The organism is Saprospiraceae bacterium, assembly GCA_016709995.1.
In the GTDB taxonomy this organism is placed as follows: Bacteria; Bacteroidota; Bacteroidia; order Chitinophagales; family Saprospiraceae; genus JADJLQ01.
The window spans coordinates 474,403-494,023 of the sequence record JADJLQ010000003.1; the positions used below are offsets into that span (position 1 = coordinate 474,403).

The 19,621-nt window shown below is 41.7% G+C and carries 10 protein-coding genes and 1 pseudogene; all 11 read right to left on the minus strand.

Features of this window, described 5'->3' with window-relative positions; genetic code table 11:
• Positions 1-9 precede the first annotated feature (9 nt).
• The 11 genes and pseudogenes from IPJ09_20905 to IPJ09_20955 all read right to left on the minus strand — a co-directional run bounded on the left by IPJ09_20905 (position 10) and on the right by IPJ09_20955 (position 19,548).
• On the minus strand, positions 10-1,998 hold the full coding sequence (locus IPJ09_20905; protein MBK7373843.1) for a glycosyl hydrolase 115 family protein: 1,989 nt from the start codon (positions 1,996-1,998) through the stop codon (positions 10-12).
• 15 nt (positions 1,999-2,013) lie between these two features.
• Positions 2,014-3,522 carry a hypothetical protein gene (locus tag IPJ09_20910; GenBank protein ID MBK7373844.1) on the minus strand — a complete coding sequence of 503 codons (1,509 nt, stop codon included), beginning with the start codon at positions 3,520-3,522 and terminating at the stop codon, positions 2,014-2,016.
• 134 nt (positions 3,523-3,656) lie between these two features.
• Entirely contained in the window at positions 3,657-5,249 is a 1,593-nt protein-coding gene (locus tag IPJ09_20915; protein ID MBK7373845.1) for a glycoside hydrolase family 28 protein, read from the minus strand.
• A gap of 43 nt (positions 5,250-5,292) precedes the next feature.
• On the minus strand, positions 5,293-6,846 hold the full coding sequence (locus IPJ09_20920; GenBank protein MBK7373846.1) for an arylsulfatase: 1,554 nt from the start codon (positions 6,844-6,846) through the stop codon (positions 5,293-5,295).
• A 4-nt stretch (positions 6,847-6,850) separates the two neighbouring features.
• Positions 6,851-8,050: a mandelate racemase/muconate lactonizing protein gene (locus IPJ09_20925; GenBank protein ID MBK7373847.1), complete on the minus strand. Its 1,200-nt coding sequence runs from the start codon at positions 8,048-8,050 to the stop codon at positions 6,851-6,853.
• Positions 8,051-8,119: 69 nt separating this feature from the next.
• Positions 8,120-9,712, minus strand: a complete 1,593-nt coding sequence (locus IPJ09_20930) for a sulfatase (GenBank protein ID MBK7373848.1) — start codon at positions 9,710-9,712, stop codon at positions 8,120-8,122.
• 11 nt (positions 9,713-9,723) lie between these two features.
• Complete coding sequence (locus IPJ09_20935; GenBank protein ID MBK7373849.1) at positions 9,724-12,225, minus strand: DUF4962 domain-containing protein; 2,502 nt, start codon at positions 12,223-12,225, stop codon at positions 9,724-9,726.
• Between the two features lie 170 nt (positions 12,226-12,395).
• The gene (locus IPJ09_20940) at positions 12,396-13,883 is read right to left on the minus strand and encodes an arylsulfatase (protein MBK7373850.1); all 1,488 of its coding nucleotides are present in this window, start codon (positions 13,881-13,883) and stop codon (positions 12,396-12,398) included.
• A gap of 163 nt (positions 13,884-14,046) precedes the next feature.
• Positions 14,047-15,747, minus strand: a complete 1,701-nt coding sequence (locus IPJ09_20945) for a hypothetical protein (protein MBK7373851.1) — start codon at positions 15,745-15,747, stop codon at positions 14,047-14,049.
• Positions 15,748-15,776: 29 nt separating this feature from the next.
• A pseudogene (locus IPJ09_20950) lies at positions 15,777-18,151 on the minus strand (GH92 family glycosyl hydrolase).
• 35 nt (positions 18,152-18,186) lie between these two features.
• The gene (locus IPJ09_20955) at positions 18,187-19,548 is read right to left on the minus strand and encodes a DUF1080 domain-containing protein (protein ID MBK7373852.1); all 1,362 of its coding nucleotides are present in this window, start codon (positions 19,546-19,548) and stop codon (positions 18,187-18,189) included.
• Between the last annotated feature and the right edge of the window lie 73 nt (positions 19,549-19,621).

Sequence of the window (19,621 nt, forward strand, 5' to 3'; positions counted from 1 at the left end):
GTCTAAGTATTATAAATCTGAAATTAATTTTTCTATCATTTCTATGGTAGGTGGAGGTGTGTGAATCCTAAAATTTTCGGGATTGTAAAAGTTGGTCCATTTTTCCCAGCCCGAACCGGCTTCTAGTTTTCTTCTCAATGCGAGCAATCCTTTTTTCAACACAGTTCCTTGCTGTAGAATCATAGCTTTGTCATCTGGGTGCTGTGCCAAAGCATTATTAAAAAGTAGTACTGATTGAAGAAATTGAAGATTAAGGTAAAATATCTCTGTGGGATAAGCTACCTGGTCTTCGAAAGAGACAATTTTGTTGTGCGGTACTCTTGGTCGTACGGCCTTTACTAATTCAAGTGCTTTTGCTGCAGGTGTAAAAGAAGCATTGATCAATGAGAGCGATTCAAGGTTATACTCGTGTTTGGCTATTTTATTCAAAAGTTTAACCGATTCATTCATCGTGTTTCGGAATCCACCAATTGGTTCATTAGCATCAAAAGTTAGTTTTAAGATTTCTACTACAGGCGCAGAGACTTTGTGGCCAAAATATTTGGTAGTCCATTCAGTATAAAAAGTTTCCGGATCAAAAGACATTGGATCCCAGGCACATCGCCCACAAGCGTTGAGATTGAGTAAAAAGTCTTTAAAAGTTTGGCCATTGACTAAAAAATTGCTGGTCATATGTCGATCGATTGCCATCAGGGCAGCATCTTTAATTTTGGCAGGGTATGGAGATTGTGTAACATTATTGTACCATACTCCGGCATGGATGTAGACTCCAAAAGGATAACCTTTTAAATCCTGCGGAAACTCTTTAAAATTGGCATGACCTCCATCAGCCCAAAGCATCTGGATTTCTTTTCGTGGTGCGAATTGGCCACTTTCCCATAAGGGTCTGCCTTCAGACCATAGATCGCAAAATAAGACGCCACCAGGCCGATACTGTTGAATCAATTGATATAAGCCTTCAAACATTTTATTCATGAGTGGACCTGCTTCAATGCCCTGGCTCGTCTCTTCTTCACATTTGTAGGCCCAGTCATAAATGGGATGTCTTGGTCTTTGGAGAAACAAATCAGCTTTGCCGATGGGCGTTTGAGTGAGATAATACTCATAAGTCTCCATCCACAAATCATAATATTTGGTAAGGCAGATTTGCTCCAGCGTGATGTGCTTAAATTCCCAGCCCAGGTACATGGGTATCTGCACCAGCATACCTTTGCTATGGGCATAATCGATGACAGAGTCGATGAGTGCCAGGTCACTGTGAAATTCTGTCAACTGGATATAATAGTCTCTCAAATAATATTCAGGACGGCCCAATAGATCATGGATATCTATATAATTATAACCCAGGCGAACTACAGTATTGATGATTTCTTTCCATAGATCAAACTCCACGATGAGTTTTCTACCTTTGAAATTGGCCAATAAATCATTGTCATTGTCAAAATATCCTCTGTATTGGAATGCCGGTTCCGTGGCGCGATAGGACAATTTTGGTATGACTACCTTTTTTAGAATCTTTGGCTGATATCCGATCCAGTAAGTGTTTGGATCGGTCCCCAATATTTTCTTTGAAAATTCATAGACTCCATAAAAGGTGCCTCTGGTGTCTGCGCCGATGATGAGGTGAGTATGTGGATCAATACTATGCAACAAAAAAGTTTCTGCAGCCAATGGTTCTCCGAAAAGAGGAGGCACGCCTTTTTTTATCTGATCATATATGAAAGAATTTGAAGATGCAGTGCCAATATAAATGAGAGTATGATATCCGGATAAGTTGAGGTCCTTGTTAAATTTTACAAGAGCCACCCTTTCTTTACTCGTTTTCTGATAGTCAGCCAGCAGATCTTTGGCGGCATTCACTTCGATAGCATCTGCTTTGTCGCCATAGATCAATAAAGTTTGCGCACGAGAATGACCTACAAAATGACTTAGAAGTAATATTAAAAATAACTTTAAAGAGGTAAGGGAAGTTTTCTTTTTCATTAAATGTTTTTTCATTTTTTATAACCCATTTTAAGGTGTTTTCCTTGCTTTGTCTGCAATCATATTCAAAACTGCTTTATCATCCCACGCCTGAGTATGACCAGCCATCGGGGTGAAAGAAATAGTGGCATCTGAAGCAGGATGTTCGGTCTTTTCCAAAAACTTTTGTAAGAATCGGGTGGCAACATTGGAATATAATCCATCCATATCGCCGGTCCATATCCAAATCTTTCCCTGTAATTTTGGTCCGAGTGTGGCCCAATTTTTTTCAAGTATTTTTTTCAAATCAAAATTTTCCCATTGTAGGGCAATCTGATGATCAATCTTTCCAGTCAGGGGGTCAAATAGGAGCGAAGGAAGATCGTCTTTTCCCCGGGGTCCGAAAACGGCATTGTAGGCACCAAATTGGCCTCCGGAAATTCTGTAATCATTGGTGCTGCTAAAAACATTTTCACGGGCTATCCAATCTTTCATTGAATAGGTAGGCTCACCGTAAATGGTCCTTTTGCCAGGTTGGAGGTAGCCATATTTATTATAGAAAATAGTGGAATCATGATAAATGTCAATCAGACCGAAATGTTCAAAATCAACCGGATCAGGACTATAGGACCAGGTACCATCAAAAAGATCCGGATAGAAAATTTGTAATGCCAGAGCAACCCAGCCTCCCGTCGATTTCCCTGCGAGGTATCTCCTGTTGGATTGGGGATGGTAACGAACTAACTTTTCAATAGCAGGAATCAATTCTTCAGTCAGTGCTGTGCCACATGGCCCGTTGTTGGCTGAATTTAACTGGTAAGTGTCGCCGTATGGTCCCTTCGAATCCAGAAATACATAGATCACCTGAGGTGCTTCTTTTGTAAACCACCATTTGGAAAAGTTTTCGTCATTGATCATGCCATTGATGGCGCTATACTTGCCATTCAATCCGGGAACCCGGTAACAAATAGGATACGATTTTGTTGTGTCATTAAAATAGCCCGAAGGAAGCAGCATAGTTGCTTTCAGATATTTTGGTTTTCCAAAGAATGCAGACAGGTATTGGCTTTGGATCTCAACGGTTTGGACAAATGGATGATCAACGATCACTGCCGGCGATATTTGATTATTTAATTGAAGATGCAGGGACGCTCCATTGATCAATGAAAATGAATCTACATCACTATATAAATTCCCTACTGCATTTTCATTTGCGTCATCCAGGTTTTGTTTATAGGTCACCTGGTAATAATATTTTTCAGATAAATGTGCAGACAAATCTTCCAGTCCGATGGCCAGGCTGTTTTTATGGCGGGTATCTATCACAAAAGATTTGGAAGGATCCCAATGTTCGGGTGTTATGCCAATCGCAATCTCTGACCGGTTTCTAGGCTCCCGGTTATTCAGTTGAGTTATGTGAAAAGTAAGGCGCCCATCTTTTTGAAAGTCATTACGCAATGCTGCCGCCACTTCGACAGTGATTTTTAACTGAATATTCTGCTGGCAAATAGCCTTTACAATAGACTGACTTAGCAACAGTATCAACAGGTATCTCATCATAAATTTATAAAACATATTTGTAATTCTTCATAATATGTTCCAACCTTTTGCAGCTTCCAAATGCCTGCAAGTAAAGCACTGCTTTGGTGGGATAGATTTCCCGAAAATGAAATGACTGCACTTGCACTGGCTTATTAATAATTGGTCTTCGATATTGCTTTGTCCTGGCTCACCGGAATCTTAAGATTTTTTATAGCTACTCCCACAGTGTTGTTTAAAAGGATCATCGGCATTTCTTTGGCGCTAGGGATCTGTATATCTGTCAATTCAATTTTTTTTACATCATCTAACACCAATGCAGGCCTGAAATCATCTTCTTTAAAGCTGATATTAAAATTTTTGATGATGATTCCGACCGCGTGACGCATATACAATCCCCATGCGGGCAATTCACCAAACATAGAAAATTCGGGATAACCCGCTTCGTTTTCAGGAATGGAACCGATAGCCTTCAAAGGAATATATGCGATTTCTTTGTCTGCTCTGCCGCCAAAACTGATGGTTATATTTTCTAAAGTGACATCTTCCACCGGATATCCCGGGATGCCCACGATGGAAGATGGGAGCAAATTATATGGAAGATAGGGGTGGCCGTATATATGATAATGGGAGGGTCGTACCGGCATTTTGTCTGTGCCGGGCCTCAAGTGGTCCGGTGGACCTTCAATCGGATAGCCCTGATCCGGCTTGTACAGTGGGATATCTGCGACCAGGTTAGAGATATGGATGCCTTTTAAACTACCTACTGCACCTGATTTGTTTCGATGCCCACGACGAATAAAAATAGCATTGCCTGTGTTGGTAGCCGATACATTTTTAATAATGATATCCTCCATATATCCACCATCCACAGATTCAAGTGCAATCGCAGATCTATAGGTATCATAAACAGTTAGGTTGCTGATTCTAAAATTTCTGAATCCCCCGTAATTAGCAGTACCGAATTTAAGTCCGTTGGCACTGGAGCGCAAGATGCAGCTATCGACCACGATGTTTTCACAAGATGCATTAGGATTTTCAGATTTAAAACAAAGTGCATCATCAGATGAATTGATCATACAGTTAGTGATGCGTACATTTTTAGAATCAGTGATATCCAGCCCATCATTGTTCCAATAAGCTGTACTCTGCACAGTGATTCTATCTATCGTGACTCCATCGCATTCACGGTAATCCTGCACCCAGTTAGAGGAGTTTTTTAAAGTGATTCCCGTGACTTTGACTCCGGAGCAGCCCTTAAAATATACGATTAAAGCCCTACCTGTCTCTGGTCTTTTGACCAACCAAACAGGATTGTCTTTTAATTCACCACTGCGCAATTTTTTAAATACATCTACCATCAATTCCTGGCCCTGGCCATCAAGGATGCCTTCGCCAGAGATAGATATATTTTGTTGATCGTGCGCCAAAATCAAAGCGGCACGTTGGCCAATTTTGAGGTAGTCATTGGTAGAATGTGCACCTAGAAGGCTGGCCCCCAGCGATAAATGCAAATCTACCCCAGACTTTAAAAATAGAGAGCCGGTCATAAAATTGCCGGGCGGGACGACCACACTACCGCCACCTTTCTCCGCTACCTGGTCAATTAATGATTGGATTATTTTTTGATTGTTAGTTCTGCCATCAGCTACGGCCCCGGCATCTGTAATCAGCACTACTTTACCCTGGGACAGCAGCAAGTGAAAAGTAAAGAGGATGAAAAGAATTGTACTGTATAACCGAGTCATTGTCCTTTGATGTTATTTGACTTGAAAAAGCAAAGTCATTGAATTAATTTTTATCTGGTTTTACCCCAACTTGCAAGGCCCACTTCGTATAGTCATCGATCATTTTTTCTACCATTTCAGGCTTTGCGTCAGTGAGGTCCTTCGATTCACAGGGGTCGGATTTTAAGTCATACAATTCCCAATGCGGATCCTCCTGATCTTTGACCAATTTCCAATCTCCCTGGCGAATGGCTTTATTGCCTTCATGTTCCCAACAATAGGTCCTGGTCGGAGCATTTTTGTTATTCCACAGGAAGGATAAGCTCTGCCCGGGAAGATTTTTTGGTGATGCACCGGCTATTTCAAGACTGGTTGGTAATAAATCGATGACATGTCCTATGCCATCCTTGTATCCTTTCTGAGGTTTTATTTTGGCCGGCCAATGGATGATGCAGGGGGTGATGATACCACCTTCATGAAGGAATCTTTTATATTTTTTGAACGGTGTGTTGGACACATTGGCCCAGGGTGTATCATAGGTCACATAGGATCCTCGTGCTCCAATTTTTACGTTTGAGTCATTGAAATTTCTGTTCGCCACATTTTCAGCACAGCCACCATTGTCAGAGATGAATACGATCATCGTATTGTCAAATTGCCGATTAGATTTTAAAGTTTTGATTATTCGGCCAATATTCTGATCCATTCGATCGATCATCGCGGCGTAGACTGCCATTTTTCTAGTCCAGGTTTTTTGATCTGTAGCGGTATCCCATGCAGGTATATCCTCCGGCTTTGGCGTCAGTTGATATCTTTTATCGATCAATCCAAGATCTTTCATTTTCTGATATCGTTTTGCCCTGATTACATCCCAGCCTTGAGTATATAATTTTTCATATTTGACTATATCGGACTCATAGGCATGCAGCGGGAAATGCGGGGCGGTATAGGCCATGTATAAAAAAAATGGATTGCCAGGATGATCCTTTTTTTGTGCATCAAGGTATTCAATTGCATGATCTGTAAATGCGTCAGTCATATAATATCCTTGAGCAGGTGGAGTATATTCGTGATCATCCAATACGATGTGCCGTTTCCCTATTTCCTGAGGGATGATCTCGTAATAACTGGAGGCTCCTGATATTAAGCCGAAGTAATGTTCAAAACCGCGGGTACGAGGCCAATGATCCTCCCGTTCGCCTACATGCCATTTACCAGTCATATAAGTATTGTAACCGATCTTTTTTAATTCCTCTGCAATGGTCGGATAAGTATCATTGAGGAATCCCTGGTAAGGGCCGGGTTGTATAGGTGCTTTGGCTTGGGTGACCATTTGACCCATCCCAACGGTGTGAGGATATTGTCCAGTTAAAAGTGAAGCCCGGGTGGGACAGCATCGGGCATTATTATAAAAACTTCTGAGCTTAATTCCGTTATCGGCTAGCTTATCAATATTAGGTGTCCGTATTTCACCGCCATAGCAGCCAATATCTGAATAACCCATATCGTCAGCCATGATGAATATAATGTTAGGGCGGTTAATCTGCTTTCCTGTTAATGATTGATGGCCGCAATTTGCTAATAGATACGCTGCTATCAATATAACTGAAATCTTCATATTATTACTTTTTTAATAATTTCATTCCAAAGCCTGGGGAATCCGACACTTTTATCTTGCCGCCTACAATCGGATAATCACCATAATCTATATCATCCGAATTACAGGTTACACCTTCAACGGTACAAACGTTTCCAAGTCCGGCAGATAGGTGAGTCGTATAGTTTGTTTTCAAACGGTCTCCCCAAGCGTGTGGGCTTGAAAGCATATTGATTTGTTTCAATGTTGTCATCAGCTTTATCCACTCCGAAAAACCGTAGCCGTAGGTATCGGGTAAAAAAACATTCATTATTTGTTCTTTTCCCAATTGAAGGCAAACATCGAAATCAGGATTGGCTTCTCCATCTGCGTAATATGTTTTTTCAAAGCCGTTTTTATTCATCCAGGTTCGAAGTTTTTGTCCTGCATTAATTTCTTCCCTAAAGGGTTCTTCCACCCAAAACAAAGAAATATCGCCAATTCCTGACATAAACCCAATGGTGTCTTCTAAGCTATACATATCGTTGGAATCGACTAATAATTCTACCTTTCTATTTTTAAATGAACTATGTATTAAATTCAGTACTTCAATATCTTTTTTAAGACCTTCGTCGTGTGGATACCAACGACCACTCCTGCCAATTTTTACTTTTAACTTACGATATCCATAATTGTAGTCCCATTCGCAGTTTTCAAGTATTGTATCCAACCCTTTCGTTTCATTTCCTGGGTTCAATTCATCTAGGTAAATCATTCCGCTGTAAATGGATACTTCTTTCGGTCCACGGTTTCCTATTAGCTTGAAAACAGGTTGATTTAATATAACGCCCATTAAATCATGCAGCGCAAAGTCAACCCGTCGGTCTAATCCGTCTGCTATCCCCTTTTCAGGCTTTACAAGATCCGAAACCTTTTTGTTTTGAAGTAACGGGAAGAGCTCTTCTGCTTTTTTATCTGAAAGCCCCCATCCCATTGCTCCCTGACGAGTATAAATTTTTAAAACTGTACATTTTTTATGCTGGCCGTGATAATCAATTCGACCGTTTCTTCCTACAAAGCGTGGCCAACTAAAATCAATGTCCACTAATTCACATTTGTCGATGATGTGCTTTTCAAGCTCCGCAATTTGTATTTGGTTTTCGTTTTTATTAGCCCAGGCATGAGGTAATACAGTCGTTCCGGCAATTGCAGTTCCCGATAGTTTAAGAAAATTACTGCGTTTCATTCGGATTATATTTTATAGGTTTTTCATCCACATTTTTGAAAATATATAAAAGACGATTTACAGAATGATTTAATTCTTAATGATATATTTCTCATTGTATTTCCCGCGCTCTTTAAACCCTTCAAACGGACGCATCAAACCAAACCTGGGGTAACTATCGAATATATCTCCATGGTCTGTCATTCTTGGATCACTTTGACTTATGAGTACCTTTTCTAACACGGATTTTAATTTTATGCGGACTTTTTGCATTTTTTTGTCCCTGGATATATCATGCAAACAATAAGGATCCTTGTTGATATTAAACAATTCTTCTTCCGCTCTTTTCTCAAAACCTAACCGAAACAACTCAGGGAAATCCGTTTGATGCTGGATCATATAAGCTTTGGTCGGTGAGTCATCAATATCTTCGTACCCTAACTCAATAGGTTTTAGATTTTGATCGTCTCCCTGCGAGGCTTGATGCTGAGGCGCCGGGTCACCCACAGGCCATCTTTCGGACTTAAAATTTTTGACATACAGATAGTCTTTTGTTCGCACAGCTCTGGCAGGATAGCCTACATTGTCAGGTCGTGCGTGCGTGTGTCTTTCTCTTCCGGTAAAAACAAATTGTCTTGAATGGTCTACCTCCCCGGATTTATTTTGATTAAATATGGGTAACAATGATTTGCCGGCAATACCCTCAAAATATTTGATCTGTGCGAGATCTAAAAAAGTAGGTGCCAGGTCAATTAAGCTAACCATGTCATTGACTTTTCGGTTTTTACCGTTCACCATTGGACCACAAATTGCCAAAGGTACGTGGGTGCCGAGTTCTTGCAGGTTGGCTTTGGCATAAGGGAATGGCATACCGTTGTCAGCAGTTACTACCACGAGCGTATTATCTAACTCGCCTGCAGCCTCCAGGAGTTGTAGCATTTTACCAAGTTGAGTATCAAACCATTCAATCTCCAAAGCATAGTCTAATAGGTCATTTTGAACTAAGGGAGTATTTGGTAAAAAGCCGGGGACCTTAAGTGATTCTGCCGTCTTGCCTACAGCTGCCCCGGAGCCTGCTTCATAAGTACGATGAGGTTCATGGCCTCCATACCAAAAAAAGAAAGGTTTGTCAGCTGGTTTTGCATCCAGAAAATCTTTAAAATTTGCGACATAGTCTATATTGCTGATGCCCGTAGTCGGTTTGCTGGCCAATTCCCTTTTATTAAATTCTGGTCCAACCGGGTTCCGGTTCCAGCCGGCATCTTTAAAATTACCAGGTCCCCATGGTTTGCCTGTAAAACCCAGGAAATAACCCGCCCCTTCTAAAGCGTCAGTAAATACCGGAAACTTTTTTGGAAAATAACTGGAATGAGTTCCTGCTTCTTCTAATTGCCATATTTGTCTTCCGGTCAGTATAGCTGCCCGCGAAGGACTGCATTGTGGTGCAGCGACAAATGCATTACTAAAAAGGATGCCGTTGGAAGCAATTCGATCAAATATCGGTGTACGAAATGTGCTTTGTCCATATATAGAGGCATGGGGAAAGGATTGATCATCAGCGATGGCAAACAATATATTGGGTGGACGGGTGATCGTTTTTTGCCAACGGGGTAGGGGCATGTTTTGTTGAAAAAACACGACTGTCATACCACCTAAAAATATCCATCCAAAGAATTTTTTCATATGCATCTGTTTTAGCGAACTGGAGAAATTGGCTCATCGCCCCTTTCTGAAAATTTTATCTTGCCTTCTTTAAACTCTATCAATTTAGAACTATTATTTATTTTGCCCTGGAATACTTGCTTATTAAAGGAGATGTCATTGCCATATGCTTCAAATGCGGTATTGAGCGAGGCAGAACGTATCGATAACTGAGGAGGTAAATCATTTGAAACGGAAGCTTCGATTTCCCAATCTCCCACAATTATTTTTGTGATACCCGCCAACATTTCATTTTCTTTAAATGGTAGAATTTTGGCATCAGATTTATTCAGTTGGATTACTGACAAAAATCGAATCGCAGCTGTTTTCTGCTTGTTGAAGGCTTTGAGGTGCCATTGATCATCATTGTATTTTTTTGTACGCATTCCATCATAATTTCGATAAAAGACTGCAGGGACATCAAATTTATTGGTCAGGTTCCATGAAAGTGGCTCCGAGCTCCATAGTTTTCCTGCACCTTTGGCACCTTCGGTACTGGCTGTAAAAGAATGGTGTACAGAGTCCAAAGTCATATGTTGAAGATTGTGGATTAGCCAGGACCATTGAGCTGCTTCAGTAGATTCCAATTCGTCATATATCACCACTATGCCGGGCTGGAGCAAAACTATATGTCGAAAGAATTTCTTCATGTGATAGTCTTCTTTGGTCTCGGTGCTTTGATAAGCATTTGAAGCGTCTCCTTTGACATATGCCAGCAGATCGCATTGCAAAAACCGGGTAAAAGAACCGTATGCTTCGGCGCTGTAAGGTTGGCCTTCGCCATTTATCAATATACCATTTTGGCTTTTCGTGTGTTTGCTCCACCCAAGTCGGTGAGGGTCGTCCATCGCTACTTTATACCCGGTCCGGTAAAACAGGCGTTTGCCACCAACTAAAATATTGAAGGTGTTTTGATCACTCAGGATATGACCATATGCGCCATAGGGGCTGGATCGCATAGATACCATGATATCTTGTTCAGGTTTGTCCGGCGCAGTGTGTAAGGAAGCCACACCTACTTCTTTTGATATGGACGCCATAGGCCAAAGCAAGGTGTCTGTATTCAACGTTGACCCTATAGTCTGTGGGTGAGTCAATCTATACCAACGCAAAATTGGTTCTTTGGATAAGTCCAAACCCGGATTACTTTTTAATTGACGAGCATACCAGGTGAATTTTGGATTTTGAGTCAGGTCAGCCATCACTTCTGCAAAAGCTGCATAACTGGCCGGAGGTCCAAACAGTTCTTCTGTATTATCACCAAAGCCATCGGCGGAGGATCGGGGAGGTACATGATAGATCAACCAGTCGGCTACCTGTGTATACCAGGGATGAAGGTTGATAAAATCAAAACCTGTAAATATTTTAATCTTATCCGGTATATCTATCAGTGTCTCCATATTCATCTGGAAATAAGAAGCACCTTCTGCCCATCCGCCATCCAATCCGCCCAATATAGGTGCGCGGGCTAAAAATAATTCATAGCTATATGTAAGCCACTGAGTTGCCTCAGGCTCATGACCGTACAGCGCAATGGATGTTTTAAAAAATTCGTTCAGCAGTAATTGCCAGACATGACCACTCAACACTTTTGATTCGATATTATTCACCCAGGTTTTATAGAAGCCCGCAGCTCTCACGCTGGCGGCTTTTAATAATTTGGCTCTTTGCTCCGGCATTAATTGATCATAAAATGTGTCAAATACCAGCGCCATATCATACATACAGTTGCCATCCGTAAAATCCCGTGATCCGGAGATGCCCTTCGGATCCCATTGACTTATTTCAGTAGCAATTGCTATCGCTTTGTCTGCATAAGCCTGGTGACCTGTGAGCAGATATGCCTGGCACAAAGTCAATACCATTTTATGTACCTTATTGCCTAGTCCGACGGTGGCATCCTGTTGGATTTTGTTGTTCTGTTTTTCGTCAGATGATAATACCAGCGGCTGAGCGTCTTTTTCAGTTAGGATCTTTTGGGTCATTACTTTGTCTGCTTCAGCCAGGATGGATAAAGCATCTTTTTGCTTGCTCATCTTTGTGATTTCCTGGGAGGGATTGTTGAGTAACACTCTGGGATGTGCCTGTGGCACCTGCTCGAGCAGTCTATCGGTAGTCGGCGAAACAATACGTATTGACTGGTCAGTGACGATAAAATTTTGAATGGCTGACCATGTATGCCCCTCGGCTTTATACCTCCAATACCAGGTACCATTCCTAAGTATTTGGTGTGGATTGAAAAATGCTCCTGTCAAATCTTCAGTATGAATCAAGTTTTTGTCTGTAAAACTGGAATCCTGTGATAGCTGTACGGCATAATTCACCCCACGGCCTTTGAGATAGGGCCACCTCAACAAAGGTGCATTGATGGCTACCTCGATTCCATCAGCGGGCACAGTATGTTGAAGGAACATGGTGTGAATGGCCTTGGTTTGTGCATGGATAGGAATTGCTACCCATGCCATCAGAATAAAACTATAAATGAACTGTTTCAAAATCATTTTTTTATGCATTACCCTCTTAAAACGGGCAAAATCTAGTGCGATGAATATAATCTTATCAATCTCTTATCATGATATGATGACACTCATTGAGGTTTTTATAATCTTAAAAAGTATAATCTTATAAAGAAAAGACCGATCCATTTTTCAGATTAGTCTTAACCTTATTGAAACGGCCTACTTTTAGTCGCCTTAATTTTCTCTAATAATTCATGTAACTCCGTGACTTTTGCAGGATTTTGAGCATAGATTTCCTGTGTTTCTCCGATATCTTTATTTAAGTTAAATAGTTGTCCTTTCGGATCGCCTGCTTTGCCTTCAATTTTTCTTGGTTCTGTAAAGCCGCCTGATCCCAGGCCTTCGATCATCTTCCAATCTCCTTGTCGGATGGCGAAATATCCTATCGAAGAACAGTGGACCACCGCCGGCTGATTGGTTACAGAGGAGGTGGTGCCCATTAAAACTGGTAATATACTATAGCTGTCTTCAGTTTTAAATTTGTCAGAATGGTTTTTGACGATATCACTACAAGTCGCCATAAGATTAGTGAGACAAGTAGTGGCATCGCTCACACGATTAGCTTTGATTTTTCCTGGCCACTTCACAATGAATGGAATCCGGTGGCCTCCTTCATAGGCGTCACCTTTCATACCTCTGAATGGACCTGCCGCTTTGTGATCAAATTGTTCTATAAAATTTTGTCGCCAATAAGGACCGTTGTCACTGGCAAAAATCACCAAAGTATTTTTAGCTAATCCTGTACTCTCTAAAACCTGCAATATTTCTCCGATAGAGGCATCGACCTGCTGCACAAAATCTCCATATTCTCCTACTTTGGATTTACCTTGGTAGGACTGATCGGGCACCCAGGGAGTATGTGGTGCAGACAAGGGCAAGTATAAAAAGAACGGTTTTTTTCCAGATTGGTTTCGTAAAAAAGCCTTGCCTTTTTCAATAAAGGTGGGTAGCACTTTGTAGAAATCAAATGAGGGAGATTTTTTGCCAGCTCTCCAGAACGGACCTGTGTAACCCGTCGTCAATTTATTACCGTCCGTATAGCCATCCGGCTTTTCAACCAATTTTTGATTTTCGAGATAACAGTAAGGAGGCATATCCAAGGAGGCAGGCAGGATATAAGAATAATCGAATCCTGCGGTTTTGGGACCTTTAATTGGGTCTTTATCAAAATCTATTGCCTCGGGATCCATCTCTTCCATGATGCCATAGAGATCTTGTGTATCGATTTGTTGAAAAGCTGGCTTGAGGACCCAATCTACTCCCAAATGCCATTTGCCGACGACACCTGTTTGATATCCTTCACTTTTCAATAGGCTGGCTACAGTTGGTAGATCTTGTTCGATCAGTGTTCTGCTATATCCACGCAATACTCCTACCGGCTTGCGACTTCTGAATGGATACCGACCTGTCAGCAAACCATATCGGGTAGGTGTGCACACTGCTGAAGGCGAATGCGCATCCGTAAATCGCATCCCTTGCAGGGCAAGTTTATCGATGTTGGGAGTGGATATTTTTCCTTCAGGGTTATTAATAGACACATCACCATATCCCAGATCATCAGCCAGAATATAGAGGATATTGGGTTTAGGTGAACTACGCTGTTCTGACAAAGTAAGATAAGCTGTGCAGATCATGGCCAGTACCATCGTGCCAAGCACCAAAATGTATTGTTTTTTCATCAGATGATTTTTAAATCTAGCTTAAAGTATATTCGTTTGATGGGTTTTGTTGAATGAATATTTAGTGATTAATTATAAGGATGTTATATCAATCTATTTTTATTAAGTCAATCTATTTTCATGTAAGCTTTAGGGTGTGTACAAATGGTGTGAAACCGGTAATATAAACGGAGGGCGCCTCTTGTGGAGGTAAGCCACCTCTCAAATACACCCCTTTATGTTCCACCCGACCACCACTAAACATAAGCTGATCCTGGCCGACGGTATAGGCGCCCTGGTCTCCTGCAAACAGAAAAGCTTGAGGTTTTTTGTCATGCGCTATCACACCACTGAGTTGGCCTCCAGGTCTGAAGATGAGCTCAAGACTCACCGGTACATTGTCAGTACCTGTCAATTCAAAATCAACTTGAACACCTCCCGCTATTTCCGTGATCTTAATGGTACTATATAGATGTTGAACTTCGCTTTTGCTGCGGTTTGTCCTGGGCATCTTACTCAAATCGCCATTGGGATCTATCTGATCCGTAGGATAAGGTTGATAATACGGTCCTTCCAATTCATTTTTTAATAACCAGGATTGTCCTTCCTGAGTGATGGCTGCCGACTGGAATTGTGCTTTTCCAAAAAAAGAAGCATTGATGCGCATAGCTTGCAATACAGCATTGCCTTTGTGAAAAGTGAGGAATCCTGGATTTTTGCTCAAGAGCGTCAGATCCCAATCTGCTCTTCGGATCCTGACTACACCGGAATAAGGGAAAGCCTGGGCATAACTTTCGGGTATGGCTTGAGTGGCTGGCAGATCCGAACATACTTTTGGGTCCATCAGGAGGTAATCAAGGGAGGAGACCAGTTTTGGAAAACAAGTCTTTTCAATCAATCGGCACATTGCTGCATAAGTGCCGTTACGATCCAACAATGCCAGATATCGATAAGCATAATAATAGCCGTCGAGTGTGCCTATAGTTCCTTTGTCTTGCCGATTAGAAGCTTCTGTCACTACTTCACCATTTGGATGCACATAATACATGGTCATATTGAGATTTTTGCGCACATGATCCAGGATGTATGGTTTGTCCAATCCTTTAGCTATCAGGATCAGGACCCGATTGACCAAAGGGGTATAACCTCCAGTACTTTTTTCAGTGTATTGCCCATCAGGATCCGTATCGATATGCTCTGCTAACCATTCCTCGGCTCTGGCTACATACCGTGGATCCGGCCAAAGTTCATTCAATAGGGTAAGTGCTGCTGATACTACCCATCGATGATTTGGAGTGTGAATACCCCCGACGATCAAACATTCACCTGCACGTTGAAGATATTTTTTGATAGCTTCAAGTGTTGTATCACTATTTTTAATTTTAGACTGGTTGATAAAATGATAAGCCGGTACGATCTTCTCTACACTAAAAGCAGTATCTGGAGTAGAATGAAAATTAGTGGCCAATAAATCGATAGTGCCATCCTCATGCTGTACGCGCAACAAATATTGTATAGCACTTCCAATTTTTTCCAGTATTTGAATCGAGAGATAATATTCCGATTCAGGACATGATATGGCGCAAGCTACGGTCGATATAAAGTGACTGGTGGATTGCGGATTGGGTATAGCATCTTCATCAAGAAATCCACCAAACGATTTGAGCTTTTGGTCTATCACTTGTTTTTGCAATAAAGCAGGGATGGTCTGATCATTTAATTTGATTAGCTCTACCAACCATCCTGGTTTTTTGTCACCTGAATAGGAGTGATTTAAAGTCCAAAATGGCATAGTGCTCAAACCCGCAGCGCTGGTGATGACAAACTCTCTTCGTTTCATATAGTGATAAAAAGATGCATAAAATTTGTTTATTCGATGGGGGACATAGAAGGTGGTGATTGGGTTTTATCTGCGGCCCAGGACTTATTTGGACGACTGCCCATTTTCAAATTGAGTTTTCCTCCTTTGACAACGGTCTCATGCAGCAACCAGGCTTTATCTAAAGTTTTGCCATTTAGTTTTGCTGATTGAATGTAAAAGTTTTGAGCTCCATTATTTTTGGCTTGTATCGTAAATGTCCCACCCGGGTAATAGTCCGGATTAAGATGAATAGTGATTCGATTAAAAATGGGACTACTAAGCTCATAAAATGGGGTAGGGTATGTGCCGCCATTCGTTGAGAATAAACCTGTTTTTAATAATACTGACAGGCTACCCATCAACCCCTGATCTTCATCTCCACTGTAACCAAAGTCCGGTGAGATGCCGGAGTACACTTTATCAATCACTTGTCTGGTCCAATATTGAGTAAGCCAGGGTGCACCGGCATAATTAAATAAAAACGCAGTCTGCATACAGGGCTGATTGCCATAATTTATAAAGACTCTTCTCAGTTCTTCCTGCAATTCTTTATCATGAGCCTTGCCCGAAACAAAATCATGCTTCGCAGCATTTTCAAAAGAGGTGTTTAGCTTTTGATAAATTCAGAGCGCCCACCTATCAGGTTGATCAGTCCCTGGATATCGTGAGGCACCCACCATACATATTGGGCAGCATTGCCCTCTTCCCATCCATGATCGTAGCGCAATATATCTACTGGCTCTGCCCATTTACCATCCAGTGTCCTATTCCACATCCACCCGATTTGTGGGTTCCAGATATTTTTATAATTCAGTGACCGGTTCATGAAAAGATTATAATCCGGAGATTTACCCAGTTTTAGGGCCATTTGTGCTAAAGTATAATCCTGGTAGGCATATTCGAGGGTCTGAGTAGATCCATCCTGATGATACCCATATCTGGTATCACTTAATGGGTGGGGGATATATCCTTTTTCGATATAAGACTCTATACCTCCACCTTTATATGTATTGTGTTCGTACCCTGCTTTGCTCATCATACCTCCTGGAAAATGATTTTTTCGCATGCCCTCATAAGCTTTTTCGGCATCAAATCCCCGGATCCCTTTTAGATAGGCACTTACAATAAAAGGAGTGGTGGATGCCCCCGTCATGACATAGGTATAATTGCCCCCGGCGGGTCCTCTGGGGATCAGGCCACCATCATCATACATGGCAAGCATGGAATTGACGAAGGATTCGGTGACCTCAGGATATACCAGGTGCCAAAGGGTATTTAAGGACCATTGAGCCCCCCAGAATGAATCAGAATTGTGATGATTAAATCGTGGTTTGCCATTTTTGTCCAGTGGTATCTGACCTATGCGGCTACTGGAACCTGTATTATCGATATATTTTCCATTTGCATCAGATATGATTCGTCTGCCTTGCAATGCATGCCATAGGTCGGTATAAAAACGGCTCTGCTCTATTTGGCTGCCTCCCTTGATTTCTATTCTACTCAACCAATTGTTCCATTCCTGGCGACTGGCAGCAACACATTTTTCAAAATCCCAATCTGGAAGTTCAGCGTTGATATTGAGCCTTGCCTGGGCTTCGCTGACATAAGAGATACCGACTTTCATTTTTCGTCGTTCGCCGGCGGCGGTCTTAAAGCTGACATAGGCTCCGGTTTTGGCACCTTCTACCATAGGCTGAGCTCCTTCGAGTGTCCCATTTTTCCATGTTTGAAAAGTGTCAAATGGTTTATCAAATATCGCCACAAAATATACAGTCAATGTTTTTGGCCTTCGTACGGTAGAAGCCATAATGCTGTAACCTTCTATCTCGTGATCACTTACTTTTTTCACAAACCCTTTTTCGGTGTCCGAAGGGCCTAAAAAGGTAGAGAAATCAAAAAGAATATGGCTTTGATCTGACTCGGGATAGGTATACTGATGAAAACCTACGCGGGTCGTGGATGTCAGTTCGGCAGTAATTTTATAACTATCTAAAATCACCTTATGGTAACCGGCTTTGACGATTTCTGTTTGATGAGAATATTTTGAGCCATACACATCGGGGCCAAGATGTCCTCTGAAAGCACCGGTAGTCGGCATCACAGGCACACCTGACAGTTGCCAACCGTGAATATGGCTAAAACACTTGATGCTGTCCAGGTGATACCTATATCCGGCATTCCAATCTGCATCAATCGCATTGTCCGGACTCAGATTGACCATGCCGAATGGACGGGATGCGGAATTAAAAAAGAACCATCTGGAATTGGCAGCATCTACCAATGGATTGACCAAGTCCACAGGATCAAACCGGGTACTTTGTGCCCGGTGGCTCCCGGGCAAAATGGTGAAAAAGACGCAAATACAAAGTATCATGCTTCGCATCAGCGCTGTCCTTTTCATTTGGAAATCATCTGTTGTCAAAATTCTCTGATTTTAATGCTTCTGAATTGAACTTCGTCTCCATGATCCTGCAATACGATGTGTCCGGCAGCAGCCTGGCCAAAGTCTGGATGGTCGCTAAATTTACTTTTCAACACCAGGTTGCGGAAAATCTGGGAGTATCGATCATACTCTACTATTTTCAGGTTATTGAGCCAATGTTCGACATGACCATCTTTGGATACAATGCGTACTTTATTCCATTTTCCGGGTGGGTTCATGCGCTTATCGAGGCTTCCTTCGGATAAGTTTTCAGAAGTGATCAAATCATATAAAGACCCTGTAGTGCGATTGCCATCCACACCTGCTTTGGCATCTGGATGTACCTTATCATCTAATAATTGATATTCAGGGCCCAAAGCAGCTTTTGCTTTCGAGCTCCTGTCTTCCACCACAAAATATTTTAATCCACTATTTGCTCCCGTCGTTAATTTATAATCAAGCTCTAGTTCAAAATTGGAAAATTGTGCGTCAGTGATGATATCGCCTCCTTTATGGATGCTGTCTTTTGGTGAGTCAATGACTGTCAAGGTCCCATCTTTCATAGACCAACCTTCTTTTGGAAAAATATCGGCATTAAACCTTCTCCATCCTTCAGAAGTTTTTCCGTCCCAAAGTAGTCGCCAGCCTTTTCTTTTTTCATTGTCAGAAAGTTGATTGACCAGGTAGCTCACCTCACAAATATCTGTATCAGGCCATGCCATTTCCTTCAGGTTATCTGTAGCGATTCGGATATTCCTCCACTGCACAGTGAGTCCGTTTTGTGCCTCTTGTTTGATGCCATGCACTTGCAGCGCAATCAAACCTCTTGCAGTTTGAGCATCTTGCAATTTTGCACAGGGCACCCCATTGATCCATGTTTTTATAGAAGAGCCTATGGCTTCGATATGATATTTATTCCATTGACCATTTTTGAAAGCTGTTTGACCGAGTGGATTGACAGACATTGGATAGAGCCAACCATTGCGTGCTTCATCGTAAATGCCACCGCTCCAAGCCCTGGTACCTGGGTCGATCTCTACCTGGTAGCCGTGCACTCTGCCATTCATGATGGAGGGATCACTGATACTTCGGATCTGAATCCCTGAGTTTAATCCAGGCTCTACTTTGACTTCCACTTCAAGGATAAAATCGCCATAAGTGGCTTCTGTACACAAAAAAGTATTGGGTGTATTGAGTTGAGAGATCCCTACAATAGCATTGTTGCTGATTTTGTATTCAGCATTGCCATTTTTTTTGGTCCATCCTGCCATGTCTTTACCATTGAACAGATCTTTCCATTGACCAAAACTACTGGCTGCGATACAACAGAAACAAAAAATAAAAATCAACTTTTTCATTAGGTTTTTTAATTATCGATTTTTTAAAAAAAAGGGGTGAAGTTCTCCTTCACCCCTTTTGAATATATTAATC

What these genes read in the sequence shown, in the direction of transcription:
- IPJ09_20905 (MBK7373843.1), bottom strand. Translation starts at nt 1,998, where the DNA reads ATGAAAAAACATTTAATGAAAAAGAAAACTTCCCTTACCTCTTTAAAG.
- IPJ09_20910 (MBK7373844.1), bottom strand. Translation starts at nt 3,522, where the DNA reads ATGATGAGATACCTGTTGATACTGTTGCTAAGTCAGTCTATTGTAAAG.
- IPJ09_20915 (MBK7373845.1), bottom strand. Translation starts at nt 5,249, where the DNA reads ATGACTCGGTTATACAGTACAATTCTTTTCATCCTCTTTACTTTTCAC.
- IPJ09_20920 (MBK7373846.1), bottom strand. Translation starts at nt 6,846, where the DNA reads ATGAAGATTTCAGTTATATTGATAGCAGCGTATCTATTAGCAAATTGC.
- IPJ09_20925 (MBK7373847.1), bottom strand. Translation starts at nt 8,050, where the DNA reads ATGAAACGCAGTAATTTTCTTAAACTATCGGGAACTGCAATTGCCGGA.
- IPJ09_20930 (MBK7373848.1), bottom strand. Translation starts at nt 9,712, where the DNA reads ATGAAAAAATTCTTTGGATGGATATTTTTAGGTGGTATGACAGTCGTG.
- IPJ09_20940 (MBK7373850.1), bottom strand. Translation starts at nt 13,883, where the DNA reads ATGATCTGCACAGCTTATCTTACTTTGTCAGAACAGCGTAGTTCACCT.
- IPJ09_20945 (MBK7373851.1), bottom strand. Translation starts at nt 15,747, where the DNA reads ATGAAACGAAGAGAGTTTGTCATCACCAGCGCTGCGGGTTTGAGCACT.
- IPJ09_20955 (MBK7373852.1), bottom strand. Translation starts at nt 19,548, where the DNA reads ATGAAAAAGTTGATTTTTATTTTTTGTTTCTGTTGTATCGCAGCCAGT.